The following is a 25,522-nucleotide window of genomic DNA, read 5'->3' on the forward strand; positions in this document are numbered from 1 at the left end:
TCGCGAGAGGATCACCATGACCGCACCCGCCCAGCACACCCACCCCGTCGACACCATGCCACCCTGGCCGAAGGCCCTCGTCCTGGCGCTGCAGCACGTGGTGGTGATGATCTCCGGGCCCATTGCCTCGGTCTTCCTCATCAGCGCCGCACTGCAACTGGACGCCAGTGCCACCCGCAACGTTCTGTGCGTCACGCTGATCGCCTGCGGCGTCGGTGCCGTCCTGCAGTCCATCGGAACACTTGGCCGGTTGCGCTTCGGCGCGAAACTGCCCTTCGTCATGCTGCCCGGCGGTGCCGCGGTGGCCATCTTCATCCAGATCGCCACCGAGCATTCCGCCCCCGTGGCCAGCGGCGCCGTCCTGGTGTCCGCCGCGGTGTGCCTGGTGCTGTCCCCGGTCGCCGGGGTGATCGTGAAGGTCGTTCCCCCGGTGGTGCTCGCCGTGATGATCACCGTGATCGGGGTCAACGTGGTCCGGATCTCCGGCGGACTGATCTCCAGCGAGGACGAGGCACCCCTGTGGGCCCTCGGACTAGCCGCAGCGACCGTGGCCGTGATCATCGTGCTGCAGGTCGTGCTGCCGAAGGCCTTGCGCCCGGTCGCGATCCTGCTCGGCATGGTCATCGGCAGCGTGCTCGCCGCGGTGACCGGCCACTTCGAACTCACCGCGCCGACCGACGCCCTGCGCCACCCGGTCTGGATGCCCTTCGGCGGTATCGAGTTCAACCTGGTCGCCGCGGTCCCGCTGCTGGTGTTCAGCATCGGCTCCATGGCCGAGGCCACCGGCCAGACGATGCTCAACGCCGATATCGTGGGCAAGAAGATCGACCGCTCGCGCACCATCGCCGGCACCGTGCGTGGCGACGCCCTGACCTCCCTCTTCGCCGCCCCCTTCGGCGGCCAGACGATGCTCACCAGTGGAGAGAACATCGGCATCGTGCGCGCCACCGGTGTCACCAGCCGGTACGTGACTGCTCTGGCCGGCGTGCTGCTGGTACTGATCGCCGTGCTCGGCCCGGTCGCCGACGTGATCCAGTCGATCCCGGAACCGGTCATCGGCGGCACCGCCGTCTACGCCTTCACCATGATCATCGTCTCCGGGCTGCGCATGTTCCGCACGATCGACATGAACGACGACCGCAACTTCCTCGTCGCCACCGCCGGATTCGCCGCCGGCCTGCTGCCGATCCTCACCCCTGGCCTCTACGCCGGGCTGCCGGCCGACCTGCGCCTGCTGCTCGGCAATGGGGTCACGATGTCCGCCCTCGTCGGCATGCTCGTCGCCGGACTCCTGCTGCTCAGGCGCCGAACCGACGAACCCGCACCGTCCGACCGCTCCACCCCGACCCCCGAGGAGGCCCTCCCATGACCGCACTGAACAACCTCCCGGACGCCTACGTCCTCACCGCCGAGCACACCTACGTTACTGGGCAGGACGCTGGGCAGGACGCTGCGCCGGACGCTGCGCAGGACGCTGCGACGATGGCGTCCGACCAGGCCGTCGTCGTGCAGGACGGCGCCTTCGCCTGGGTTGGCGAGCGCGCCGCGCTGCCGGAGACCTACGGTCACCTGCCGGTGGTCGATCTGCCGGGCCACGCCGTGGTGCCGGGCATGGTCGACTGCCACCAGCACCTCGCGCAGACGCTGGGCCGTCCTTACGCTTTTGGTGAACCCTCCGAGATCTTCAAGCGCGTCTGGGTGCCCTTGGAAGGCGCGCTTACCGAAGACGAACTCGCCGTGAGCGCACGCCTGGGCGTGGTTGACGCCCTGCTCGGCGGCTTCACCACCGTCGCCGATGCCGGTGCGCGCGCACCGCATGACCTGGGCATCATCGCCGATGAAGCCCGCCAGGCTGGCGTCCGGCTCGTGCTCGGAGGAATCTGCCACGACCGCGGCCCCGGGGCAGGAAGTTCGCAGGACGCGGTGCGCGCCGCCGAGGCGCACCTGGCCCGCTTCGACGACGCGCAGGTGCGCGGCTCCGTCGCCGTGGCCACCCCGGAAATGGCCGAACCGGAGACGCTCACGCGCCTGGCGCGCCTGTGCGAAGAGGCCGGCGCGGTGCTGCAGACCCACGTCAATGAGCACCTCGCCGGGGTGGAACGCTCCCTGCTGGCCACCGGCAAGCGTCCTCTCGGCGTCCTGCACGAGGCCGGTGCCGTGGGTCCTTGGCTGCTCGCGGCGCACGCCACGCTGCTCACCCCGCAGGAAAAGATCCTGCTCGCCGACTCCGGGGCCGCATGGTCCTACAACCCCGTGGCCAGCGCGTGGAAGGGCAACGTCATCGCCGACGCCTTGAGTTTGCTCGCCCTCGGCACCCGCACCGGACTCGGCACCGACGGCACCCGCGCCGACGCCTTCCGCCTGATGGACGCCGCGGAGACCGCACAACGCTTCGCCTCCGCCATCGAGGTCGGCGACCCCGTCGCCGGGGGAGGAGACGCCTGGATGCGCGCCGCCACCTCCGGTGGTGCCGACGCCGTCGGCCTCGGAGAGGTCACCGGTGCGATCACCGCAGGACGCCGGGCTGACTTCCTCGTTCTCGACCTCGCCACCCCCGACTTCATCGCCCCGGTGGACCTGGTGTGGGAACTGGTACGCCTCGGCAACCGCGACCAGATCCGCGCCGTGGTGACCGACGGAACTCCCCGGGTTGTTGATGGCGAACCGCTGTTCCTTGGCGGTGGTGACGGCGGCGGCCTCAGGGGCCTTCTGGAGGACGCCGCACAGGCGTCCCGCTCGGCCTGCCGGCGGGCCGGCCTGTGAGTGTAGTGGCCCTGGTGGTGCTGTCGCTCACCGTCTTCGTCGCCGCAACAGTGCAGGGTGTCAGCGGCATTGGTTTTGCCCTGATCGTGGCTCCGGTCGCAGGTCTGCTGGCCCCGGAACTGCTGCCGACGACGCTGCTGGTGCTCATGCTGCCGCTCAACGCTTTCGTCGCCGCCCGTGAATGGCGCAGCATCGACCTGCGGGGCCTCGGCTGGATCAGTGCCTCGCGCATCGTGTTCACCGCCGTGGGACTGCTGTTGGTTGCTGCCCTGTCGACCACTGGGCTGACCCTGCTGGTCGCAGGTGTCACGATCGGTGCGGCCCTGGTCAGTCTGTTCGCTCCGCCGTTCAACCCGTCGCGGTGGGCGTTCCTTGCCGCTGGGGCGGTGACCGGGATCAGCGAGACGGCCACCGGTGTGGGCGGCCCCCCGATGGGTCTGGTGTATCAACATGCGCGACCTGCGGTGATTCGCTCCACGGTGGCGAGCTGTTTCCTCATCGGCGAGGTGGTCTCCTTGGCGGGGCTGGTACTCAGCGGATCGACGTCGGCGAGCTGGCTCGGCGACTCTGCAGCCCTGCTGCCCGCGGTCGTGCTGGGTACGCTCTGCAGCACCGTGGTGGTGCGACGATTCCCGCGCCTGGAACTGCGGATGCCGGTGATCGTGTTCTCGATCGTCTCCGGTGTGGTGTTGCTGGTGCAGGCCCTGTTCTGACCTGTGCTCAGGCACACCCGATTTCCGTTTCGGGGGTACTATTTCCCCCATTTATGTCACGGTACGGTAACGATCGGCTACCATCTACAAGCAGAGACACCGTAAACGGTATTTACTACACACCTCACGAAAGGTAGATTCACATGGATCTCAGCATTGTCAGCTCCCTCGGCGACGGCATCTCCACCCTCCTGCACGGCCTCTGGCAGGGCGTCAAGCAGGTCATCGACTCCGTCGGCGGGTCCGCCGCGGGCATCGAGGGCACCATCGGCAGCGGCGAGCACAACCAGGACATCTCCGGCTCCATCGCCGATGTCATCGGCAGCGCCGGCGGCTCCTCGAACTAGGTTCGCGCCGCCACCGCAGCGAGCAACCCCGCAGGATGGTCACGCCACCCTGTGGGGTTGCTTGCTGTCTAGGGGAGAGGTGGCCCCTACTGCCCCTTCGCTGCCCAGCGGAAACCCCGGTTCAGCAGCCTCATGACCGCCCGGTATGCCCACGGCATATTGACCTGCGCCCACCGGCCCACCCGGATGTCGGCGCTGGTGTAGACCATGTATCGGCCCTTTCGCGTGCCATCCACGATTCTGTCCGCGGCCTCGGCGGGGCTGGCGGCATGCCCCTGGAAGAGCTTCGTCACCTTCGCCACCCGCTTGGCGGACTTGTCCACCCCGTCGATGTCGATGGTGCGCACCAGCGGGGTATCCACCGCACCCGGCACGGCGACGTGCACGCTCACCCCGTGCGGTGCCAGGTCGAAGCGCAGCACCTCGCACATGCCCAACACCCCGCCCTTGGATGCGGCGTAGGCGGCATGCCACGGCAAGCCGATGAAGCCGGCCGCCGAGGACACGCAGCACAGCCGGCGTGGACGCGCATGGCGTCCGGTACCGATCTTCCCCGCCTCGGCCATCGCCGGGGCCAGCGCCTCGACCACGTGCACCGTACCCATCAGGTTCACGTCGATGACCTTGACCCACTTGTCGTGCGGCAGCGTGCGCGGATCGCCCCAGATCGCGATGCCGGCGACGTGGAACACCTCGTCCGGTGCGCCGAACTCCCCGGTGACCCGCGACGCCCACGCGCGCACCTCATCGATATCGGTGAGGTCGAGCACCTGGTCGTCCAGTAGGGCACCGGGGCGGATGCCGGTGACATCGCGCGCCGTGGCGTCCAAACCCTCCTCATCCCGGTCGACCAGCGCCACCTCGTGGCCCTCGCGCGCCAGGCGCAACGCGACCTCACGTCCTATCCCGGACGCTGCTCCGGTCACCACGCATCGCATCGTCGGGCCTCCTGAGAAGTAGGGGGTTTCGGCTACAAACCTACTGTCGAACCTACCGCAGCTCCAGGCCCAGCACCGCGTTCTCCACCAGCTCGCTGAGCGAGGGGTGCGGCCAGTACTGCTTCGTGGCGAAGTCCTGCAGGTCCAGGTCGAACTCGATGGCGGTGACCAGCAACTGGATCAACGTGGCGGCCTGCGGGCCCATGATGTGGGCGCCGAGCAGGCGGTGCGAGTCGGCGTCGGCGATGAGCTTGCAGAAGCCGGTGGTGTCCTCCATCGCCCAGCCGTAGGCCACGTCGGAGTACTCCTGCACCTTCACCGTGACGGTGCGGCCGTTGTCGGACGCCCAGGCGCGCGCCTCGTCCTCGCTCATGCCCACGTACCCGATCTGCGGGTGGGAGAAGATGCCGCCGGGCACGTTGTCGTGCTTGAACTTCTCGAGCTCAGCCGGCTCTGCAGCGACGTTGTGGAATACCGCGCGGGCCTCCTGGTTCGCCACGTGCTTGAGCTGCAGTTCATTGGCGGCGTCGCCGAGCGCCCACACCCCGGCGGCGGATGTGCGGCCGTAATCGTCGACGAGGATGCGTCCGTCCTCGGCCAAGTCCACGCCGCCGGCCGACGCATTGAGCAGGTCACCATTGGGCACACGGCCCTGGGCGAGGAGCAACTCGTCGGCGGCGATCTCGCGTCCGTCGTCCAGCGTGAGCGTGACCAGACCGCCATCGGCGCGCGCATCGGTGACGGTGCGTCCCAGCACGTTCGTCCACTGCGAGCCGGACGCCTCGGTGAAACGCGAGGACACCGTCTCGTCGAAGCGGCGCAGTAGGCGCTCAGAGCGGTTGATGACCGTCACGTCCACCCCCAGCGCGGAGAAGACGTGGGCGAACTCCACGGCGATGATGCCGCCGCCGAGGATGACCATCGTGCGCGGCAGGTTCTCCATGCGCATCACGTCGATGTTCGTGCGATAAGGCACGCCGGACGCCTCGATCACCGGCGGCACCCACGTGCGCGTGCCGGTTGCGAGGATCACCTGGTCACCGGTGATCGTCCGGGCGTCCTGCCCCTCGCCGATGCGCAGGGTGCGCTCGCCGGTGAAGGACGCAATGTCGCTGAACAGGGTGATGTTCGGCGTCTCCTCGCCGCGTCGGTACTGCTCGCCGCCGCGGGAGATCGGGTCGATTCTCTTGCCGAAGACGCGCTCCTTCAGCGCCTCCCAGTCGACCCGCCAGCCGGCGACGGGCATCGGCGCGGCCGCGGCACCGCCGATGGGGTAGAGGTTGTAGCGTCCGGCGTCCGACAGTTCGCGGGCGACGTCGGCGGCGTAGACGTACATCTTCGTCGGGATGCAGCCGACGTTGATGCAGGTCCCGCCGAAGATGCCCTTCTCCACGATGGCGATCCGGCGGTCGTTGAGTTCCTCGGGGATGGAGTTGCCCGAGCCGGTGCCCACGATGATCAGGTCGAAGTGTTCTGGAGTCTCAGTCATTCCCCCGATGGTACGCAGCGGCGCGTGCCGGCTCCCGGGGACGCCTGCTTGTCGCCTGCTTGTCGCGCGGATGCAGCGCGATCACCCTTCCAGGTAGCCGATCGGCCCAAAACCCTTCCTGGAGGGGCGACTATTTCACCAGCTAGTTACTCCGCGGTGCCGGGGAGCCAGGCGTCGACGGCGGCGAAGGCCTCGGCGCGCACCGCGGGGGAGGACAAGAAGATGTCGTGCATCGCTCCTGGCACCACGCGCACCTCACAGGACGGATCGACCAGCGGGGCAGCGGCCACCATCTGCGACGGACGCAGCACCGTGTCCGTCACATACGAGCTCGGCTCCGGCACCTTCGCACCCGAGTCGCCGGCGCCATCCGACGTATCCGCCACCATGCGCCCTTCCCCGTGCTCGTCGGAGCACAACAGCAGGGTGGGCACTCCGGTGGAGAACCCGCCGGTGTGCAGTTTGTTGATCTCCTTGCTCACCCCGACCAGCCAGCTGACTTGCTTGGGACGCGGCGAGGTCGGCTTCAACTCCAGGTCGTAATCCCACTCGCCGTTGCGCGAGACGTGCAGGCTGTAGCCGTAGCTGGGGTTGATGCCACCGGGCACGTGCCATTTCGGCCAGATGCCGGCGACCAGTGGGAAGAGCCGTCGGATGATGAAGTTCGTCGCGGCGTCGAACTGCAGGTCCAGCCACGGGCTGTTCAGGACGACGGCGTCCACGCTGTCGTGCAGGACGCCGCGGGCCTCGTCGCCGAGACGGGCGGCGGCGTGCAGCCGGGCGACGAACATCGTGAGGTCCAACCCGCCGGTGGAGTGGCCCACCAGGGTGGTGCTGCCGTGGCCGGCGCTGAGCAGTGAGAGCGCCACGGCGAGGTCCTCGTCGTACAGGGACTGCGAGCTCACGTGGTGCCAGGTCTGGCCTTCGCGGTGGGAGCGTCCGCACTTGCGCAGGTCGATGCCGTAGACGGCGTAGCCGAGTCCGTGGAAGTGTTCGGCGACGTGGGTCTGGAAGAAGAAGTCGGTCATGCCGTGCACGAACAGCACCGCCGGACGCTCCCCCCATTCCGGTGTGTCCTGCGGGCGGTAGCGGACGAGGGTGGCGCAGACGGTGCCTGGTTCACCCCCACGTCCGGTGGAGGTCTCCTCGTCGGGGTCGATCCCGAAATCTACGGTGTGACAGGTGTACCCGACACCCAGGAGATCGGGGTCGAAGTCCAGCTCATGGACGCTTTGTCCGAGGGGATGGGAGAGGACGCTGGCGAGGTTCTGGTGGCTGAGGGCGTTCACGGAAGGCAAGTCTAGTGCCCGGTGGGTGCGGCCCGTCGTGGTGTGCGGGGGCAGGGCCGGTCACGGCGCCGGCGGTGGGGGCGGGTTGTACCGGCGCGCGACTCGGGACGTATCATCACACCATTGTGGACGCCGCGTGTGATTTATGGGACTGCCCCGAAGGCGGTCCGGACGGTCACCGGGTTGCGGCGAACAAGCAGCGATGAAAAGGATTGAGCTTAACGTGTCACCTTCCCAGAATGATCACGTCGACGTCGCCCTCATCGGCGCCGGTGTCATCTCCACCACCCTGTCCGTGATGCTGCGTCAGCTCCAGCCCGACTGGAGCCAGCTGATTATCGAGCGCATGGACGTCCCCGGGGCCGAGTCTTCCTCGCCGTGGAACAACGCCGGCACCGGCCACTCGGCCCTGTGCGAGCTCAACTACACGCCCGAGGTCAACGGCAAGATCGACATCTCCAAGGCCGTGGGCATCAACGAGAAGTTCCAGGCCTCCCGCCAGTTCTGGTCCTACCTCGTGGAGAACGGCACCCTGGGCGAGCCCAGCGAGTGGATCAACCAGACCCCGCACACCTCCTTCGGCCATGGCGCGGCACAGGTGGACTACATCAAGGCCCGCTACGAGGCCCTGAAGGACCACACGCTGTTCCCGAACATGCACTACACCGACTCGGAAGAGGTCTTCTCCGAGAAGCTTCCGCTGATGGCCGACGGCCGTGACTTCCACGAGCCGGTCGCGATCTCCTGGACGGATGCCGGCACGGACATCAACTACGGTGCCCTGACCCGCCAGTACCTCGACGCCGTCACGGCCGAGGGCGTGGAGGTGCGCTACGGCAACGAGGTCACCAACATCACCCGCGAGGGTTCCGGCTGGAAGATCGCCGTGAAGAACCTGCACAACGGCGACAAGTCCACCGTGCACGCGAACTTCGTGTTCGTCGGCGCCGGCGGAATGGCCCTGCCGCTGCTGCAGAAGGCCGGCATCCCGGAGATCCGCGGCTACGCCGGTTTCCCGATCTCCGGCGAGTGGCTGCGCTGCACCAACGAGGAGCTCATCGAGCAGCACTCGGCGAAGGTCTACGGCAAGGCTGCCAAGGGTGCTCCGCCGATGTCGGTGCCGCACCTGGACACCCGCATCATCGACGGCAAGAAGGGCCTGCTGTTCGGCCCGTACGCCGGCTGGACGCCGAAGTTCCTGAAGAACGGTTCGCTGCTGGACCTGTTCAAGTCCCTGCGCCCGGGCAACATCCCGTCCTACCTGGGTGTCGCAGCCCAGGAGATGGGGCTCACGAAGTACCTCGTCGAGGAGCTGCTCAAGGACCAGGCTGCTCGCGTGGAGTCGCTGCGCGAGTACATGCCCAACGTTGACGGCAAGGACTGGGAGCTGGTCACCGCCGGTCAGCGCGTCCAGGTCATCAAGCCGATCGGTGCGCCGAAGTTCGGTTCCCTGGAGTTCGGCACCGCGCTGATCAACTCCGGTGACGGTTCGATCGCCGGCCTGATGGGTGCCTCCCCGGGCGCCTCCATCGCCCCCTCAGCGATGATCGAGGTGCTGGAGCGCTGCTTCGGCAACCGCATGGCCGACTGGGCCCCGAAGCTCAAGGAGATGATCCCCTCCTACGGCGGACGCATCTCCAAGGACACCGCGCTGTTCAACGAGCAGTGGGAGCGCAGCCAGAAGACCCTGAAGCTCGCCGACTAGCAGGGGACTAGACTGCACGACCATGAGTCTTGTGTTGACCGGTGTGCCGGTGCTCGTGGTGGACGGCCCGGACGCGGCCGTCACCGCCGAGCTGCTTCGTGACCAGGGGGCCGTCCCGACGGTAGGACGTGCTGGGGACGCTCGGGCGGACGTGCCGGGGGACGCCGGGAGCGCGCATTTCGCGCTGGTGCGCGTACCCGCGGCCACCGCGCAGGACGCAGCGTCCGACGCCGTCGCCTGGGCCGCCGCACACGGCGTCCCGGTGGACGACCGCCGGGCGGGGGAGACCACCGGTGCGAGTGCCGGCGCTGAAGGCACCGTCACACTCGTCGGCGGTGGCCCGGGGGACGCCGACCTGGTCACCGTCGCCGGTGTGCGCGCGGTGCAGGAGGCCGATGTCATCCTGGCCGACCACCTCGGCGCGGTGACGCTGGCCGAGGAGGCCGCCGAGCGGGGTGCGGAGGTCATCGATGTGGCCAAGATCCCGTACTCCCGCCAGGTCTCTCAGGACCGCATCAACGAGCTCATGGTCGAGCGCGCATTGGCCGGTCATCGGGTGGTACGGCTCAAGGGCGGGGACCCCTATATCTTCGGGCGTGGCCACGAGGAGGTGCAGGCCTGCGTGGACGCCGGAGTGCCCGTGCGGGTGATCCCCGGCGTGACCTCGGTGACCTCCGCGCCGGCGGCGGCCGGACTCTCCCTGACCCACCGCGGCCTGAACCACGACGTCACGGTCGTGTCCGGCCATGTGCCGCCGGGGCACCCGAAGTCGCTGGTGAACTGGCCGGCGGTCGCGGGGCTGACCGGCACGCTGGTGCTGATCATGGCCGTGCGCAACGCCGGGGCGATCGCTTCCGAACTAGTGGCCCGCGGACGCGACGCGTCAACGCCGGCGGTCGTGGTGGAGAATGCTTCGACCCCGCAGCAGCGCGTCACCACCGCGACTCTGGACACCCTGGGCTCGACCATCGAGGAACAGGGACTCGGCTCACCGGCGATCATCGTCATCGGCGAGGCCGCGGCCCGGCGCATCGACGAAGCGGCGCAGTTCCGCTGATCCGCTTTACGGTCCCGCTGCCGGAGAGGCGCCGACCCGCCGCACGGAAGTGTTACCACATTTCGACGGCGGGATTTTCTGTGACCTGGGGTTTTGTGCTCGGAGGTGCTGGAAAAGTGGTAACACTTCTTGCGACGCTGGCAGCGCTTTGAGAATTTGAGAATTTGAGGATTTGCGCCGGATTGAGAATTTGAGAATTTCGTCCCCGGCCGCTCCCAGCCGCTGACCCGCCGCACAGAAGTGTTACCACTTTTCGGCGGCGGGATTTTCTGTGACCTGGGGTTTTGCGCTCGGAGGTGCTGGAAAAGTGGTAACACTTTTTGCGGCCTCAGGCATCTCCGGCCGACACCAGCCGACAACAGCCATCACCGGCCGCGGCCGCTCAGACCACCAGCGTCAGCGAGTCCGCCGGGGCCTTCCCCGCGCTGTTGGCCTCGTTGACCTCGACGGTCAGCCCGGCGTTGCGGGCGATCTCGGCGACTCCCTCCACATCGCCCGGGGTGGTCAGATCCACGTCCGCCGACGCCAGCTCGCGGGCCAGCAGGCCCTTGTAGTGTTTGTTGAAGTGGCTGACGACCTTGCGCGAGCCGTCCTCCCGCACGGATTCCACCCGCACCGTCACCGCACCGGGTAGGCGTCCGAGCTGGCGGTAGCCCCCGGAGCGCAGGTCAACCACCGTGCCGGGCACCTGCCGCAGCGCCTCGGTCACCGCCGAACCCCAGCGTGCCTTCATCGTGGGAGGGGTGGCCGAAGCGTCCTGCTCGTCGCGGGTCGGCAACTTCGTGCCGGACGAGAGCCGGTAGTGCGGCACCGGGTCGTCGGCGGAGAGCACACCGAAGAGCGCCGAACCCACCCCCAGGCGGGCCCTGGCGGGCACCGAAAGGGTGGCCACGTCGAGGGCGTCGTAGAGCACCCCGGTGTAGCGTCGGATCGCAGGGACGGTGGGGGCGGACAGCAGGCGGGTGTTGGCCTCCGCCTCGCCGCGCAGGGTCTCGGAGATGCCGAGAACGCCCAGCGCAGCGTCCGGTTCCAGGGCGGAGAGGTCGGCGATATTGCGGCGCCGAATCTCGTTCAGTGAGGGAAATGAGAGGGTGTCGAGATCCAGGGCCGGACCGTCGCCGCCGGAGGCCTTGGTTTCGGACGGGGGGAGCAGGATAAACATGCGGTACACCCTAGCGATACACACATACTGCTTTGAACTAGAGTACCGGTCATGATCACCCGGATGTCGTCCCTTTTCCTGCGCACCCTGCGCGACGACCCTGCGGACGCAGAGGTCCCCAGCCACAAACTTCTGGTGCGTGCCGGGTATATTCGCCGGGCGGCTCCTGGCGTGTATTCGTGGCTGCCGCTGGGCCTTCGGGTGCTGCGCAACGTGGAGAAGGTCGTCCGCGAGGAGATGGCCGCCATCGGTGCCCAGGAGATCAGTCTGCCGGCATTGCTGCCGCGCGAGGCTTATGAGGCATCGGGACGTTGGGAGGAGTTCGGCAACTCGCTGTTCCGCCTCAAGGACCGCAAGGGGCAGGACTACCTGCTGGGGCCCACCCACGAGGAGCTGTTCACCTCGTTGGTGAAGGGGGAGTACAACTCCTACAAGGACTTCCCGGTCACCCTGTACCAGATCCAGAACAAGTACCGCGACGAGGAGCGTCCGCGTGCCGGCATCCTGCGCGGCCGTGAGTTCATCATGAAGGACTCCTACTCCTTCACCATGGATGACGAGGGCCTCGAGGCGGCCTACCAGGCGCACCGTCGCGCCTACCAGGCGGTCTTCGACCGGCTGGGCGTGGAGTACGCGATCTGCGCGGCCACGTCCGGCGCGATGGGTGGCTCGGCCTCCGAGGAGTTCCTGGCGATCTCCCCGAATGGTGAGGACACCTTCGTGCGCGCCACCGGCGGCGACTACGCCGCCAACGTCGAGGCCGTCGTGACCCCGCACCCGCAGGAGCGCGAGGTGGACGGTCTGCCCGAGGCCACCGTGTACGAGACGCCGGACGCCCCGACGATGGATTCGCTCGTGCAGTGGGCGCGTACCGAGGGCATCACGGTCGACGGCCGGGAGGTGCAGCTCACCGATACGCTCAAGTGCCTGCTGGTCAAGGTCACCGAGCCCGGCGGCGAGCCGGAGCTCACCGGTGTGCTGCTGCCCGGTGACCGCGAGGCCGACATGAAGCGTCTGGAAGCCTCACTCGAGCCGGCGACGGTGGAACTCGCCGACGACAAGGACTTTGCCGCCAACCCCTTCCTGGCCAAGGGCTACGTTGGCCCGCGCGGCCTGGCGGACAACGACGTGCGCGTGCTCGCCGACCCGCGCATCGTGACCGGCACCTCGTGGATCACCGGGGCGGACAAGGCGAACCACCATGTGGTCAACATGGTCGCCGGACGCGACTTCACCCCGGACGGCTACGTCGAGGCCGCCAATGTGCGCGAGGGCGACGAGGCACCGGAGGGCATGGGCACGCTCACCCTGGAACGCGGCATCGAGATCGGCCACATCTTCCAGCTGGGCCGCAAGTACACCGAGGCCTTTGACGTGCAGATCCTGGACGTCAACGGCAAGCGTTCGGTGCCCACGATGGGCTCCTACGGCCTGGGTGTCTCCCGGCTGATCGCCGTACTCGCCGAGCAGATGCACGACGACAAGGGTCTGCGCTGGCCCAGCGAGGTCGCCCCCTATGACGTGCACGTGGTCATTGCTAACAAGGACGCCGCCGCCGGCGAGGCCGCCGAGAACCTGACCGCCAAGCTGGCCGAGGCCGGCCTGGAGGTACTGTTCGACGACCGCCCGAAGGTCAGCCCCGGCGTGAAGTTCAAGGACGCCGAGCTGCTGGGCGTGCCGCTGGTGTTCGTGGTCGGCCGTGGTTTCGCCGAGGGCACCGTGGAGCTGCGCAACCGTCTCACCGGCGACGTGGACAACATCGCCTACACCACCGCGGTGGACCTCTTCCTGGAGCGCCGCGGCTAGACGCCCTTGCCCGTCCGGTCGCCCATGCTCACCTTGAGCCCTTAGGTCGCTCGCGGGACTCCTGGGCGACCTGTACGCTCAAGGTGCACACAGCACGCTACGAGTCGCGAGGAGGTGAGAGTCTCGGACAGGAATAAGCCACACGTTTCCCGCCTCGCGGGGAGCCGGAAGATGGCCCCGGAGCAGCTTGAGGAGCACCTGAAGCTACGCACCAGGGCACGACGGATCCCCGACAAGAAGAAACAGCATGACAAAAGGGCCTGCCGGAACACCCGGCGGGCCCTTCCCGCGTCTGTGACTACTTGCCTGCCTATCCGGGCTGCCTACTCGCCGCGCACGCTGACGTCCAGCGGGTCCTCGCCGAGTGCGTCCTCCAGAGCGGCCTCCGAGCGTGCGGACATCGCGCACAAGGTGGCGACCAAGGCGCGGTCGGAGTCGGCGACCTCATCCACGGCATCGCGCAGGGCCACGGTAACGGCGTGGACGGCGTCGAGCAGGGTGGCAGCGGCCGAGGAGGAGTCCGTGGGCTGGGTGAAGTCCTCCGGAGTGCTGTAGCCGACCTCGGCGGCGAGCCCGGAGGCATCGGTGAGTTCGTCGCGCACGGTGCGCATCCGGCTGGCCACGGTGGTGACCGTGGAGTTGTTGGTTCCGGCGACCGGCAGCACCACGCCGGAAAGGTATACGGCCTGGTTGACCAGTTCGGTGGCCGGGGCCAGCGCCTGCGCGGTCTGTTCGGAGACCTCACCGGAGCCGCCGAAGCCGAGGTCGAGGAGTTCCTGGTCGATGGCGCTGCCGCCGGCGGTGGAGTCGTCGAGGGTGGCTAGTGCGGCGAAGAGCCCGGTGAGTAGGACGGCCCGGCCGCGTTCGGCGTCGTCGTCGGGGGCGGTGTCGCTGTCGGCGTCCTCCCGCTCGATGAGCGCCAGCATCGCCTCGCGGATCGCATTAACGTCCGCCGCGTCCGCAACGTCCGCCGCATCTTCCGATTCTGCTGCTTCGGTGGTTCCCCCGGTCGGCTCGCACCCTTCGGGCGCGACCCCGTCGCGGTCGGTGCCGCACAGCCGGACGATTTCCTCGTTGAGGGCGTCGACCTGTTCGGTGAAGATCGCCGTCCCACCCGCGGCGTCGGTGCCCTCCAGCGCGCCCAACTGGGCGACGAGTGACTCCAGGCCCTGGTCTGGGCGGGGCGGTTCGCTGGAGCAGGCGGTCAGCGCGCCACCGGTGGCCCCGATGGCCAATGTCGCGGCGACGGCGACGATCGGCCTGCCGAGGCGCCTGCGGAAAGGGGCGGGGGACGGGGTGGGATCGCTGGCGTGCACGGTCCCATAGTGCCATCCCGCACCGGTGATAGTCTTCACGGCATGGCTTTCCCTTCTGAACAGGACCTCGCCGAGGTCATCTCCCCATTGGCCGCGCAGCTCGGCCTCGACCTCGAATCGATCACCGTGACCAGGGCGGGGGCGAAGTCGGCGGTGCGTGTCGCCGTCGATGCCGACGACCGTCCGGATCTCGACCAGCTCGAGGAGCTCAGCCGGGAGGTGTCGGCGGAGTTCGACGCGCGTGAGACGTCCGGCGCGCTGCGCTTCGGTCCCGGGTACACCTTCGAGGTGACCACCCCGGGGCTGGACACGCCGCTGACGCAGCTGCGGCACTTCCGTCGCAATGTCGGACGCCTGGTGTCGGTGGGTGGCGAGGCCGCGCGCGTCGCCGCGGTGGAGCAGGACGCAGAGGGCGCAGAAGTCACCGTGTGGCTGGTCCTCGACGGCGAGGGCAAGAAGGCCGCCCCCCGCGTCGAGCCCCGCGGATTGGCTTCGGTGGCCGGTGCTTTGGTAGAAGTGGAGTTTTCCGAGCCCCCGGCGGAACAACGTGAGCTGGTGGGCCTTGATCCCGAGAAGTACCGTGCGCTGCACGCGCAGAAGGACGACAAGTGAAAATTGATCTGAGTGCCCTGACCGCCCTGGAGAACATTGAGCACGTGCGCCGCAGCGCGTTGCTGGGGGCGATCTCCGCGGCCCTGCTGGACTCCTACCGGGAGCTGACCAAGGTGGATGGGCCGGCCCGTGTCGAGATCGACCGGACCGACGGTACCGTCACGGTGCTGCGTGTGGAGCGTGACGAGGACGGCAATGTCACCGGGCAGTTCGACGACACCCCGGAGGACTTCGGCCGGGCGGCCGCCAAGGCCGTGCGCGATGCGATCCGCGGGCAGATCAATATCGCCCGGGCGGACTCCACCTACACCCGCTACGCCGACCTGGAGGGCACCGTGGTCTCCGGCGTCGTCAATCGTGACGCCCGGGCCAATGACCGCGGCATCACCGTGGTCCACCTGGGTACCGAGGCCGATGGGCAGGACGGGCTGATCCTGGCCGCCGAGCACATGCCCGGCGAGAAGCTGGAGCACGGCGACCGGGTGAAGTGCTTCGTCACCGGGGTGAACAAGGGGCAGCGCGGGGTGCAGATCCTGCTGTCGCGTACGCACCCGGAGCTGGTGCGTGGCCTGTTCGCCCTCGAGGTCCCGGAGGTCGCCGACGGGTCGGTGGACATCACCGCGATTGCCCGTGAGGCCGGTCACCGCTCGAAGATCGCCGTGACCTCCACAGTCAACGGGCTCAACGCCAAGGGTGCCTGCATCGGCCCGCGAGGCCAGCGCGTCACCGCGATCATGGAGGCGCTCTCCGGGGAGAAGATCGACATCGTCGACCACTCCGACAAGCCGGACGTGTACGTGGGTAACGCCCTGGCACCGTCGAAGGTGGTGCGTGTGGACGTCACCGACCACGACATGCAGATCGCCCGCGCGATCGTGCCGGACCACCAGCTGTCGCTGGCGATCGGCAAGGAGGGCCAGAACGCCCGCCTGGCTGCCCGTCTGACCGGCTGGAAGATCGACATCCGTCCCGAATCCGACCCCGATGGCGGCGAGGAGGGCGACCGTGGCGTGCGGCAGGACAGTGCAGACCGTGCAGACAGTGCAGATCGTGACGCAGATGAGCAGAGCGGGAACCAGTCCGGCGACCCGGTCGCGCAGGTCTGACAGGCCTGTAATTCAGCGTCCGCACAGGTGGGGGAGGTGCGGAACACCCCGCCGTCGTGGCGGTTGGCCCCGCGGGGCTATCGCACGTTAGACTGTGTATCGGTCTGACGTCGAGGAGAATGGAGGTTGCACGTGTCTGATCGTGTCACCACCGCCTCGACGGATGCCGGTCCCCAGCGGACCTGCATCGCCACCCGTGCCGTTCGTCCCGCTTCTGCGCTTCTGCGCTGCGTCGCGGTGAAGGACGTTGCGGGTGGGGGAGAGGTCACGACTCGTGTCGTGCCCGATCCCGGACGGCGCCTGCCGGGCCGTGGTGCGTGGATCACCGCGGACGTGAAGGCGTACGAGACCGCCGTACAGCGCCGGGCTTTTGTCCGGGCGCTGAAAGTGTCCGCCGACGCGGATACGTCCCCTGTACTGGAGTTCCTGAACACCCACCCTCGTGGTGGGCGTGGGAACGTGCCGGGGTCGTCGACGAGTCGGCAGTCACCGCATCTGACCACCAGCCCGGTGGCCGAGAAGGAAAAGGAAACCGATTACTGATGAGCGCACGATGAAGCAGCATCAGCGATGAGTGTCCAATTGACCTGGAGTCGTACGTAGTCGGCCTCGTGGAATGAAGATCCACGGGCCACCGGCCTGCGACTCCGACATAACGAAGGAGAGCAGTGCCCGGAAAGCTACGTGTCCATGAGCTGGCTAAGCAGCTCGGAACGACAAGCAAGGAACTTCTCGCCACGCTCAAGGAGCAGGGTGAGTTCGTGAAGTCGGCGTCCTCGACGGTGGAACCGCCGGTCGTCAAGAAGATGAAGAACCACTACGGGGCAGGTACCGAGTCCAAGAAGGACGGTGCCTCCCTGCCCGACCTGAGCGGTCAGCCGACCGCCCAGGCAACTACCCAGGCCACCGGCGACGCCGCAGCTGCTAAGCCGGGCCCCAAGCCCGGTGCCGCTAAGCCCGGCCCCGCCACCTCGGCCAAGCCCGGCGCAGCCAAGCCCGGCGCAAAGCCTGGCGCTAAGCCGGCTGCGAAGCCCACCCCTGCCCAGGCACGTCCGGCCACCCCGGCCGACGACGCTCCTGCACAGGACACCTCTGCGGCAACCCCCGCAGCCAAGCCGGCTGCAACGCCGGCCGACGCCAAGCCTGCCGCTAAGGCGGACGCGAAGCCCGCCGACGCGAAGCCGCAGGCGGATCGTCCGAAGCCGGGTGCGGCCAAGCCCGCACCCAAGCCCGCTGCGAAGCCGGCGGACACCGCCGCGCAGGACGCATCGGCCTCCAAGCCGGGACCGCGTCCGGGCACGAAGCCGGGCCCGAAGCCGGGCGGCGCTCGTCCGGGCACCAAGCCCGGCCCGAAGCCCGGTGGCCGCGCTCCGCGCGTGGCCAACAACCCCTTCTCCTCCGGCACGGAGCGTCCTGCCCCGCGTCCGCAGGCAGGTCAGGGCGGTCAGGGCGGTCAGGGCTCCAAGTCCGACATGCCGCGTCCCGGCGGTTCCGCCGGTCGACCGGCACCGCGTCCGGGCGGCAGCGGTGCAGCGAAGCCGGGTGGGCGTCGTCCCAGCCCCGCGTCGATGCCCAGCCACCCGAGCCCCGGACAGATGCCGGCGAAGGCCAGCACCGGTGGCGGCGGCGGTCGTGGCCGTGGTGGCCAGGGCGGCACCGGAACCGGTGGACCCGGTGGTCCCCGTGGTGCACGCGGCGGTCGTCGTGGCGGTACCGCAGGTGCCTTCGGTCGTCCCGGTGGCGCACCGCGTCGTGGACGTAAGTCGAAGCGGCAGAAGCGTAACGAGTACGAGGCAATGCAGGCTCCGAGCGTGGTCGGTGGCGTCAAGCTGCCGAACGGCAAGGGTGCCAAGATTCGCCTGCGCCGTGGCGCCTCGCTGTCTGACTTCGCTGAGAAGATCAACGCCGATCCGGCCGCACTGGTCCAGGCGATGTTCAACCTCGGCGAGATGGTCACCGCGACCGCCTCTGTCCCGGACGACACGCTGAAGCTGCTCGGCGACGAGATGGCGTACTCCGTGGAGGTTGTCTCCCCGGAGGACGAGGACCGCGAGCTGCTGAAGTCCTTCGACCTGCAGTTCGGTGAGGATGCCGGCGGTCGTGAAGACCTCCAGCACCGTCCCCCGGTGGTCACCGTCATGGGTCACGTCGACCACGGTAAGACCCGCCTGCTCGACACGGTCCGTAAGACCAACGTCGGTGGCGGCGAGGCCGGCGGCATCACCCAGCACATCGGTGCCTACCAGGTGCCGGTCGAGGTCAACGGTGACGAGCGTCTGCTCACGCTGCTGGATACCCCCGGTCACGAGGCGTTCACCGCCATGCGTGCCCGTGGTGCCAAGGCGACGGATATCGCGATCCTCGTGGTCGCCGCGGACGACGGCGTGATGCCGCAGACGGTCGAGGCGATCAACCACGCCAAGGCCGCCGACGTCCCGGTCGTGGTCGCGGTGAACAAGATCGACAAGGAGGGCGCGTCCCCGGAGAAGATCCGTGGCCAGCTCACCGAGTACGGTCTGGTCCCCGAGGAGTACGGCGGCGACACCATGTTCGTCGACATCTCGGCCAAGCAGGGCACGAACATCGAGGATCTCCTCGAGGCCGTCGTCCTGACCGCCGATGCGTCGCTCGAGCTCGTCGCCAACCCGGACATGCCCGCCCAGGGTGTCGCCATCGAGGCGCACCTGGACCGCGGTCGTGGCCCGGTCGCCAACGTCATCATCCAGCGCGGTACGCTGCGCGTCGGTGACTCCATCGTCGTGGGCGACGCGCACGGTCGTGTGCGCCGCATGGTCGACGAGCACGGCGACGACGTCAAGGCCGCAGGCCCGTCGATGCCGGTGCAGGTCCTGGGCCTCACCAGCGTCTCCGGTGCCGGCGATAACCTGCTCGCCGTGGACGACGACCGTACCGCTCGTCAGATCGCTGACCAGCGCAACGCCCGTCGCCGCAACGCGATGCAGGCCCGGTCCCGCAAGCGGATCAGCCTGGAGGACCTGGACAAGGTGCTCAAGGAGACCAGCCAGCTCAACCTCATCCTCAAGGGCGACAACGCCGGTACGGTCGAGGCGCTGGAGGACTCCCTGCTGCAGATCGAGGTCGACGACGAGGTCAGCCTGAACATCATCGACCGCGGTGTGGGTGCTGTCACCCAGACCAACGTCGACCTGGCTGCCGCCTCGGACGCGATCATCATCGGCTTCAACGTCCGTGCGGAGGGCAAGGCCACCGAGGTCGCCAACTCCGAGGGCGTGGAGATCCGGTACTACTCGGTCATCTACGACGCCATCGACGAGGTGGAGCAGGCTCTCAAGGGCATGCTCAAGCCGGTCTACGAGGAGCGCGAGGTCGGTACCGCCGAGATTCGCCAGCTGTTCAAGGCTTCCGCTGTCGGCCTCATCGCCGGTTCGATGGTTCAGACGGGCAAGATGCGCCGCAACGCGCAGATCCGCCTGATCCGCGACAACAACGTGGTGACCGAGAAGGCGACGATCGAGTCGCTGCGCCGCGAGAAGGACGACGTCACCGAGGTCAGCCACGGTTACGAGTGCGGTATGGTCCTGTCCTACCCGGACATCCAGATCGGCGACACGATCCAGGCCTACGAGCTGGTCGAGGTCCCGCGCGAGGATGTCAAGAAGGACAAGAAGGACAGCAAGTAGAGCTAGCCGCCGCCTTCGGGCCTGCCGGGAGCCCTGATCCCCGGCGCACCACCGGCCCCGTCCCGTCGAGGTGACTCACACAGAGTCCCCCGCGGGGCGGGGTCGAGTCGTGTCTGCTGCGCCACCGACTAGAATCAACCCGTACGAAGTCCACCGGACCCACAGCGTCCAGGAAGAAGGGGAGCCACACATGGCTGACCACGCCCGCGCCGCCCGTATGGCGAAGCGCATCATGACCATCGTCGCCTCGGCGATCGAGCGCGACGTGAAGGACCCGCGGCTGGAGTTCGTCACCGTGACGGACTGCCGGGTCACCGGCGACCTGCACGACGCCACCGTGTTCTACACCGTGCGCGGACGCACCGTCGAGGAGGAGCCGGACACCGCCGCGGCTGCCGAGGCGCTGCACCGTGCCCGCGGCCAGCTGCGCAAGATCGTCGGCGACCAGCTGTCGGTGCGCTTCACCCCCACGCTGCGCTTCGAGCTCGACACCGTGCCGGAGGCCTCGGCGCACCTGGAGGAGCTGCTCGCCAAGGCGCGCGACATCGATTCGCGCGTGCGTGCGCAGGCCGAGGGCGCGGCCCCGGCCGGCGAGGCGGACCCCTACAAGTCGGCCGACGAGCCGGAGGAGTGAGCACCACCCCACCCGGCTCGTCCCATGACGTGAGGGCGGACACCCGGACCATCCTCGGTCTGGCGTGGCCCGCCCTCGCGGTGTTGGCGGCCACCCCGCTGTACCTGTTGTGGGACACCGCCGTCGTCGGACGCCTCGGCGCGTCCGAACTCGCCGCCCTGGCGGCGGGCGCGACGGTGCTCGCGCAGGTCACCGTCCAGCTGACGTTCCTGTCCTATGGGACGACGGCGCGCGCGGCACGCCGGCACGGCGCCGGGGATACTCCCGGTGCCGTGTCTGAGGGCATCCAGGCGTCCTGGGTGGCGGTGGCCGTCGGCGCGGTGCTGGCGGTGCTGGTGGCGGTGTTTGCCACCCCGGTGACCGCGGCGTTGACCGGAGGTGGGGAGGGCTCTCCCGTGGCCGCAGAGGCCGCGCGCTGGCTGCGCGTGACCTCGCTGTCGGTGATCCCGGCGCTGCTGACCATGGCCGGCAACGGCTGGTTGCGCGGGGTGGCAAATACTCGCGCCCCGCTGTACTTCACCCTGGCCGGGGTGCTGCCGATGGTCGTCACGGTGCCGTGGGCGGTTGACCGTTTCGGTCTGGTCGGCTCGGCGTACGCCAATGTGCTCGGTGAGGTGATCACGGCGTCCTGCTTCGTGGTCTGTCTGGTGCGTACCTGGCGGCGCGAGGGCGACGGGCGATCGGTGACCCCGAGCTGGACGGTGATCCGTCCGCAGCTGTCGATGGGTCGCGACCTGATCCTGCGCTCGATGAGTTTCCAGGTGGCGTTCCTGTCCGCCGCGGCGGTGGCCGGACGGATGGGGGAGTCGTCGCTGGCGGCCCACCAGGTGATGCTGCAGCTGTGGAACTTCCTGACCCTGGTGCTGGACTCCGTGGCGGTGGCCGCGCAGGCCCTCGTCGGCGCCGCATTGGGCTCGGCTTCGGTGCGCACCGCCTGGCGGGTGGGCAACCAGGTGCTGCGGTTCTCCGTGGGCGCCGGGGTGGTGCTCGCCGGGTTGCTGGCGGCCGGGGCGCACGTTGTCCCGCGGCTGTTCACCACGGATGACACGGTGCTGTCCACGATGTGGGGGCCGTGGTGGATCCTGGTGGCGATGGTCGCTCTTGGCGGGGTGGTCTTCGCCATCGACGGTGTGCTGTTGGGGGCCGGCGACGTAGCGTTCCTACGGACCGCGTCGATAGTTTCGGTACTGGTGGGTTTCCTGCCCGGTGTGTGGTTGTCTTTCGCCTTCGACCTCGGGCTGACCGGTGTGTGGTGCGGGCTGCTGGCCTTCATCGTGATCCGGTTGGCTGCGGTGGTGTGGCGCTACCGCAGCGGGCGGTGGACCCGGGCACCGGGAGTGACGTAAGAGACTGAAGTGACTAGAGTGGTCAGGGTGATTGACGTGGAGGACGAGACCGACGGTAACCCCGGCGAGCACACGCGCACGCTCTGGGCCGTCTCGGACCTGCACGTGGCCGCCCGCGGCAACCGTGAACTGGTCGACGAGACCGTCCGTCCCCGCCATCCCGGCGACTGGCTGATCGTCGCCGGCGATGTCGCCGAACGCACCTCCACCATCCTGGATGTGCTGCGCGAACTCTCCGAACGCTTCGCCCAGGTCATCTGGGTGCCCGGCAACCACGAACTGTTCTCCCGCGCCGCCGATGAGGTGCACGCCGAGGAGAAGTACGAGGAGCTCGTGAGGGGCTGCCAGGCGATGGGCGTGCTCACCCCGGAGGACCCGTATCCGCGCTTCGCCGGGCGCACGGTGGTGCCCATGTTCACCCTCTACGATCACTCCTGGCGTGACCCGCTGGTCAGCGTGGAGTCCGCGTTGTCGGCCGCCGAGGGCAACGGGGTGGTGTTCACCGACCAGGTCGCCATCGCACCCTATGTGGACGTTCCGCTCTGGTGCCAGCGCCGGCTGGGTTACACTGTGCGGCGACTGTCGAAGGTCTCGGGGCCGACGGTGCTGGTCAACCACTGGCCGCTGGTGCGTGAGGTGACCTCGCGTCTGCGGCTGCCGGAGGTGGCGTTGTGGTCGGGAAGTCGGCACACGCAGGACTGGCCGGTACGTTTCGGCGCCGAGACCGTTATCTACGGGCACCTGCACATCCCGGTCGTGACCGAGGTGGACGGTGTCCGCCATGTCGAGGTGTCGCTGGGCTACCCCCGGGAGCGCGAGCGAACCCTCGAACCGCGCCGCGAACGGGACCTCTGGCCGTACCCGGTGCTGACCGACAACACCGGAGAGGAAGCGGGATGATCATCGCAGCCCCCTACGTCGCCGTGGGCCTCGGCGACTCCGACCGCGCACCGGTGGTGCCCCGGGACATCGTCCCGCCGGACGCCGGCCTGGTGGAGTACCACCCCGGCGACCTCATCGACCTGGCCCACTACGAGGAACTGGACGACGACGAGCGCCGCATCGTCGGCGCGGCGGTGGACTCTCGCAGGTCCGAGTTCGGTGACGGTCGCTGGTGCGCCCACCGCGCACTGCGCGGACTCGGCGTGGACGGCCCGATCCTGCGCGGCGACAAGGGGATGCCGCTGTTCCCGGACGAGGTCACCGGAACGATCTCGCACACCCGCGGACTGCGCGTGGCACTCGTGGCGCGCACTGACCGGTGGCGCAGCCTCGGGCTGGACGTCGAGGTCGCCCAACGTCTGCCGGACGGCGTCCTGTCCGCGGTGAGTTCCGCGCGCGAACGTCGCTCACTGCAGCGTGCCGCCCAGCGCGCCCCGGGACGCTCATTGGGTACGGTGCTGTTCAGCGCCAAGGAGGCGGTGTACAAGGCCTGGTTCCCCGTGGTGGGGCGCTTCCTGGACTTCGATGAGGTCGAGCTGCAGCTCGACGTAGCGGATGCCCCCGCCGCTACCGCCGCCTCGTCCGCCGCCTCGTCCCCTGAGGTCGGCGGCCGCTGGCACGCCCGGGTGCTCTCGCAGCCCACCCCGCTGCCCACCCTGAGCGGTCACTGGGTGATCCGCGACGGCTACGTGGTCACCGTCTGCGCGATCCCCAACTGACCGGTACCGATCAGTAGTAGCCGCCCTGGCGGAAGTCCCAGGAGTTGAACTGGTCGGCGAGGATCAGCACGATCTCGTCGTTGTAGATGCCCTTGCGGATCAGGGTGGGGCAGGGGGTGATGCCGCGCTCACCGTTCTGCTCGGGGACCAGGGTGCCGTCGTCGTCGACCATGGAGACCATCACGCCCTGCTCGTAGCGGGTGTCGATGCTCTTGTCCGGCTGGATCGAGGCCACGTAGTCGTTGCCCTCGATGATCAGGTCGGCCTCGCCGGCGATCTCGTCGCCGATGCCCTCGATCAGGCCACGGTTGCCCTGGCCGGACGGGTTAGCGGAGGAGGCGAAGACCAGGCGGCGGTCCTTCTCCCACAGCTCACGGGCGATGTTCTCGCCGGGGGTGCCGAACTTCAGGACGAAGCAGCTGGTGTTGCGGGTATCCGAGGCCAGCTCGCCGGCGCCCTCGGGCATGTACTTGTCCTGCGCACCGTCCTTCCACGGCAGGATGCAGCCCATGAGGATGTCGCGCTCGGCGCAGGTCCGGTAGAAGTTCTCGATCTCCGGGGTCAGCTGGGCGAGCTCCTTGAGCTGCTCCAGCGAACCGCACAGCACCACGCCGGGCTTGTTGCGCTTACGGTGCTTGACAGCGAACTTGCGCTCCAGGCCTTCGCGATCGCTGGTGGCAATGATGTAGCCGACCTTGGTCGGGGTGACCACGATGTGGCCCGGCGTGCGGAGCAGGTCGACGGCTTCCTGCTGCAGTCCGCCGTTCCACTGGATCTGGCGGGAGTTCTCGTTCTCTGCCATGGCTTCCTCTCTGACGTCCAACTGTTTGGCTGTATCTTCACCGCACCCCCGCCCGTCTCACTGGTCGGGAGAGTCAGTCTCACACTCTGGCATTGTAGAGTACCGGCGTGAGACGCGCTGAATCGGGGGCCGAAAGGTATCCCGCTCAGTCCATGCCCGCCGGACGCGCCACGAACACGCTGGCCGCGCGCCGTCCCTTCTCCTCCAACAACGCGATTGCCCGGCCGTCCGGCGTGACCGCGGCGTAGACACCCTTGGTGCCCTCTGGCTCCAGCCACTTGCCCAGCGACAACGCCACGCCCTCCTCGGCGCTGACCTCGCGCACGGGGAAGCAGGTCGACATCGCCGCGTCGAGCCCCAGGGAGAGCTCGGGGGCGGCGTCGGTGGTGTCGCGCACCTGCAGCAGGGCGTCCAACGTCCGGGCGTCCTGAATATCGAACGGTCCCACGCTGGTGCGGCGCAGCGCACTGAGGTGCCCGCCCACACCCAGCGCCTCGCCCACGTCGCGGGCGATGGAGCGGATGTACGTGCCTGAGGAGCAGTGCACGGAGATGTCCACCTCGCAAGCGCCGTCGGGTGCGCCGAGGCGCACATCGGTGACGTCGAGGGAGTGCACGGTGACCGGACGCTCCGGCAGCACCACGTCCACGCCCTCGCGCACCAGCTCGTGGGCGCGACGCCCGTTGACCTTGATCGAACTGACACTGCTGGGGCGCTGCATGATCTCACCGGACTGCGCGGCGAAGGCCTCGCGCACACGCTGCTCGGTCAGCGACGCCAGGGCGTCCGGCGCGGCGGTGGTCAGCACGTCACCCTCCACGTCGTCGGTGACCGTCGAGGCGCCGAGGCGCACCGTGGCCTCGTAACGCTTGTCGTGGGTGACCACGTGGGCGAGGAACTTCGTACCGCGCTCCACCCCGATGACCAGCACACCGGTGGCCATCGGGTCCAGTGTCCCGGAGTGGCCCACCCGCCGGGTGCCGAATACACGGCGACAGCGGGCGACCACGTCATGGCTGGTCATTCCGGCGGGTTTGTCCACGACGACGAGGCCGGAGCGGGCGATGAGCCCCACGGCCGATTCACTTCCAGGCATGGAGCACAGTCTATGCGG

General features: G+C 68.6%; 22 protein-coding genes. 15 read left to right on the top strand and 7 right to left on the bottom strand.

The features are described from left to right. The first annotated feature begins 16 nt into the window (after positions 1-16). The 4 genes from ACT3SZ_RS04920 to ACT3SZ_RS04935 all read left to right on the top strand — a co-directional run bounded on the left by ACT3SZ_RS04920 (position 17) and on the right by ACT3SZ_RS04935 (position 3,823). Positions 17-1,369: a uracil-xanthine permease family protein gene (locus ACT3SZ_RS04920; RefSeq protein ID WP_444617151.1), complete on the top strand. Its 1,353-nt coding sequence runs from the start codon at positions 17-19 to the stop codon at positions 1,367-1,369. After that, positions 1,366-2,763, top strand: a complete 1,398-nt coding sequence (locus ACT3SZ_RS04925; RefSeq protein ID WP_444617152.1) for an amidohydrolase family protein — start codon at positions 1,366-1,368, stop codon at positions 2,761-2,763. The genes ACT3SZ_RS04920 and ACT3SZ_RS04925 overlap by 4 nt, the downstream gene beginning before the upstream one ends. Beyond that, positions 2,760-3,476, top strand: a complete 717-nt coding sequence (locus tag ACT3SZ_RS04930) for a TSUP family transporter (protein ID WP_444617154.1) — start codon at positions 2,760-2,762, stop codon at positions 3,474-3,476. The genes ACT3SZ_RS04925 and ACT3SZ_RS04930 overlap by 4 nt, the downstream gene beginning before the upstream one ends. 143 nt (positions 3,477-3,619) lie before the next feature. After that, the gene (locus ACT3SZ_RS04935) at positions 3,620-3,823 is read left to right on the top strand and encodes a hypothetical protein (RefSeq protein WP_444617156.1); all 204 of its coding nucleotides are present in this window, start codon (positions 3,620-3,622) and stop codon (positions 3,821-3,823) included. An 86-nt stretch (positions 3,824-3,909) separates the two neighbouring features. Here the strand turns inward: ACT3SZ_RS04935 and ACT3SZ_RS04940 are convergent, their stop codons facing one another. From ACT3SZ_RS04940 to ACT3SZ_RS04950, 3 genes are all read right to left on the bottom strand, one after another. Beyond that, positions 3,910-4,761 carry an SDR family oxidoreductase gene (locus ACT3SZ_RS04940; protein WP_444617158.1) on the bottom strand — a complete coding sequence of 284 codons (852 nt, stop codon included), beginning with the start codon at positions 4,759-4,761 and terminating at the stop codon, positions 3,910-3,912. Between the two features lie 52 nt (positions 4,762-4,813). Next, positions 4,814-6,250 (bottom strand): mycothione reductase, encoded by a 1,437-nt coding sequence (gene mtr / locus ACT3SZ_RS04945; protein WP_444617160.1) that lies wholly within the window; start codon positions 6,248-6,250, stop codon positions 4,814-4,816. Positions 6,251-6,396: 146 nt separating this feature from the next. Then, positions 6,397-7,539, bottom strand: a complete 1,143-nt coding sequence (locus ACT3SZ_RS04950) for an alpha/beta hydrolase (RefSeq protein WP_444617161.1) — start codon at positions 7,537-7,539, stop codon at positions 6,397-6,399. A 202-nt stretch (positions 7,540-7,741) separates the two neighbouring features. On the opposite strand from ACT3SZ_RS04950, the gene mqo reads away from it, so the two are divergent. Further along, positions 7,742-9,244 carry a malate dehydrogenase (quinone) gene (gene mqo / locus ACT3SZ_RS04955; protein WP_444617163.1) on the top strand — a complete coding sequence of 501 codons (1,503 nt, stop codon included), beginning with the start codon at positions 7,742-7,744 and terminating at the stop codon, positions 9,242-9,244. 22 nt (positions 9,245-9,266) lie between these two features. Next, complete coding sequence (gene cobA, locus ACT3SZ_RS04960; protein ID WP_444617165.1) at positions 9,267-10,301, top strand: uroporphyrinogen-III C-methyltransferase; 1,035 nt, start codon at positions 9,267-9,269, stop codon at positions 10,299-10,301. A 382-nt stretch (positions 10,302-10,683) separates the two neighbouring features. Here the strand turns inward: cobA and yaaA are convergent, their stop codons facing one another. Further along, positions 10,684-11,463: a peroxide stress protein YaaA gene (gene yaaA / locus ACT3SZ_RS04965; RefSeq protein ID WP_444617167.1), complete on the bottom strand. Its 780-nt coding sequence runs from the start codon at positions 11,461-11,463 to the stop codon at positions 10,684-10,686. A gap of 51 nt (positions 11,464-11,514) precedes the next feature. Here yaaA and ACT3SZ_RS04970 point away from each other — a divergent pair, with 51 nt between their 5' ends. Next, complete coding sequence (locus tag ACT3SZ_RS04970) at positions 11,515-13,269, top strand: proline--tRNA ligase (protein ID WP_444617169.1); 1,755 nt, start codon at positions 11,515-11,517, stop codon at positions 13,267-13,269. A gap of 323 nt (positions 13,270-13,592) precedes the next feature. On the opposite strand, the gene ACT3SZ_RS04975 is transcribed toward ACT3SZ_RS04970, so the two are convergent. Further along, positions 13,593-14,624, bottom strand: a complete 1,032-nt coding sequence (locus ACT3SZ_RS04975) for a hypothetical protein (RefSeq protein WP_444617171.1) — start codon at positions 14,622-14,624, stop codon at positions 13,593-13,595. A 3-nt stretch (positions 14,625-14,627) separates the two neighbouring features. Here ACT3SZ_RS04975 and rimP point away from each other — a divergent pair, with 3 nt between their 5' ends. The 8 genes from rimP to ACT3SZ_RS05015 all read left to right on the top strand — a co-directional run bounded on the left by rimP (position 14,628) and on the right by ACT3SZ_RS05015 (position 23,606). Further along, positions 14,628-15,197, top strand: a complete 570-nt coding sequence (gene rimP / locus ACT3SZ_RS04980) for a ribosome maturation factor RimP (protein ID WP_444617172.1) — start codon at positions 14,628-14,630, stop codon at positions 15,195-15,197. After that, positions 15,194-16,303: a transcription termination factor NusA gene (gene nusA / locus ACT3SZ_RS04985; RefSeq protein ID WP_444617174.1), complete on the top strand. Its 1,110-nt coding sequence runs from the start codon at positions 15,194-15,196 to the stop codon at positions 16,301-16,303. Before rimP ends, nusA begins: the two co-directional genes overlap by 4 nt. A gap of 132 nt (positions 16,304-16,435) precedes the next feature. Then, positions 16,436-16,846 carry a YlxR family protein gene (locus ACT3SZ_RS04990; protein WP_444617175.1) on the top strand — a complete coding sequence of 137 codons (411 nt, stop codon included), beginning with the start codon at positions 16,436-16,438 and terminating at the stop codon, positions 16,844-16,846. A gap of 125 nt (positions 16,847-16,971) precedes the next feature. After that, a complete protein-coding gene (gene infB, locus ACT3SZ_RS04995; protein WP_444617176.1) occupies positions 16,972-19,965 on the top strand; it encodes a translation initiation factor IF-2 in 2,994 nt (997 codons plus the stop codon). Between the two features lie 190 nt (positions 19,966-20,155). After that, a complete protein-coding gene (rbfA, locus tag ACT3SZ_RS05000) occupies positions 20,156-20,599 on the top strand; it encodes a 30S ribosome-binding factor RbfA (protein WP_444617177.1) in 444 nt (147 codons plus the stop codon). Next, positions 20,596-21,945, top strand: a complete 1,350-nt coding sequence (locus ACT3SZ_RS05005; RefSeq protein ID WP_444617178.1) for an MATE family efflux transporter — start codon at positions 20,596-20,598, stop codon at positions 21,943-21,945. The genes rbfA and ACT3SZ_RS05005 overlap by 4 nt, the downstream gene beginning before the upstream one ends. A gap of 27 nt (positions 21,946-21,972) precedes the next feature. Next, the gene (locus tag ACT3SZ_RS05010; RefSeq protein ID WP_444617180.1) at positions 21,973-22,845 is read left to right on the top strand and encodes a metallophosphoesterase family protein; all 873 of its coding nucleotides are present in this window, start codon (positions 21,973-21,975) and stop codon (positions 22,843-22,845) included. Beyond that, the gene (locus tag ACT3SZ_RS05015) at positions 22,842-23,606 is read left to right on the top strand and encodes a 4'-phosphopantetheinyl transferase family protein (RefSeq protein ID WP_444617181.1); all 765 of its coding nucleotides are present in this window, start codon (positions 22,842-22,844) and stop codon (positions 23,604-23,606) included. The genes ACT3SZ_RS05010 and ACT3SZ_RS05015 overlap by 4 nt, the downstream gene beginning before the upstream one ends. 10 nt (positions 23,607-23,616) lie before the next feature. Here ACT3SZ_RS05015 and ACT3SZ_RS05020 read toward each other — a convergent pair whose 3' ends face one another. Further along, positions 23,617-24,408 (bottom strand): L-threonylcarbamoyladenylate synthase, encoded by a 792-nt coding sequence (locus tag ACT3SZ_RS05020; protein WP_444617182.1) that lies wholly within the window; start codon positions 24,406-24,408, stop codon positions 23,617-23,619. Between the two features lie 145 nt (positions 24,409-24,553). After that, positions 24,554-25,504: a tRNA pseudouridine(55) synthase TruB gene (truB, locus tag ACT3SZ_RS05025; RefSeq protein WP_444617183.1), complete on the bottom strand. Its 951-nt coding sequence runs from the start codon at positions 25,502-25,504 to the stop codon at positions 24,554-24,556. Positions 25,505-25,522 lie beyond the last annotated feature (18 nt).

This window comes from Corynebacterium sp. AOP40-9SA-29, from assembly GCF_052377405.1.
Taxonomy (GTDB): Bacteria; Actinomycetota; Actinomycetes; order Mycobacteriales; family Mycobacteriaceae; genus Corynebacterium.

Bases quoted from the DNA above. Each gene is read 5' to 3' on its own strand.
- ACT3SZ_RS04920 (WP_444617151.1), top strand. From the start codon at position 17: ATGACCGCACCCGCCCAGCACACCCACCCCGTCGACACCATGCCACCC.
- ACT3SZ_RS04925 (WP_444617152.1), top strand. From the start codon at position 1,366: ATGACCGCACTGAACAACCTCCCGGACGCCTACGTCCTCACCGCCGAG.
- ACT3SZ_RS04935 (WP_444617156.1), top strand. From the start codon at position 3,620: ATGGATCTCAGCATTGTCAGCTCCCTCGGCGACGGCATCTCCACCCTC.
- ACT3SZ_RS04940 (WP_444617158.1), bottom strand. From the start codon at position 4,761: ATGCGATGCGTGGTGACCGGAGCAGCGTCCGGGATAGGACGTGAGGTC.
- mtr (WP_444617160.1), bottom strand. From the start codon at position 6,250: ATGACTGAGACTCCAGAACACTTCGACCTGATCATCGTGGGCACCGGC.
- mqo (WP_444617163.1), top strand. From the start codon at position 7,742: ATGAAAAGGATTGAGCTTAACGTGTCACCTTCCCAGAATGATCACGTC.
- cobA (WP_444617165.1), top strand. From the start codon at position 9,267: ATGAGTCTTGTGTTGACCGGTGTGCCGGTGCTCGTGGTGGACGGCCCG.
- yaaA (WP_444617167.1), bottom strand. From the start codon at position 11,463: ATGTTTATCCTGCTCCCCCCGTCCGAAACCAAGGCCTCCGGCGGCGAC.
- ACT3SZ_RS04970 (WP_444617169.1), top strand. From the start codon at position 11,515: ATGATCACCCGGATGTCGTCCCTTTTCCTGCGCACCCTGCGCGACGAC.
- rimP (WP_444617172.1), top strand. From the start codon at position 14,628: ATGGCTTTCCCTTCTGAACAGGACCTCGCCGAGGTCATCTCCCCATTG.
- rbfA (WP_444617177.1), top strand. From the start codon at position 20,156: ATGGCTGACCACGCCCGCGCCGCCCGTATGGCGAAGCGCATCATGACC.
- ACT3SZ_RS05015 (WP_444617181.1), top strand. From the start codon at position 22,842: ATGATCATCGCAGCCCCCTACGTCGCCGTGGGCCTCGGCGACTCCGAC.
- ACT3SZ_RS05020 (WP_444617182.1), bottom strand. From the start codon at position 24,408: ATGGCAGAGAACGAGAACTCCCGCCAGATCCAGTGGAACGGCGGACTG.
- truB (WP_444617183.1), bottom strand. From the start codon at position 25,504: ATGCCTGGAAGTGAATCGGCCGTGGGGCTCATCGCCCGCTCCGGCCTC.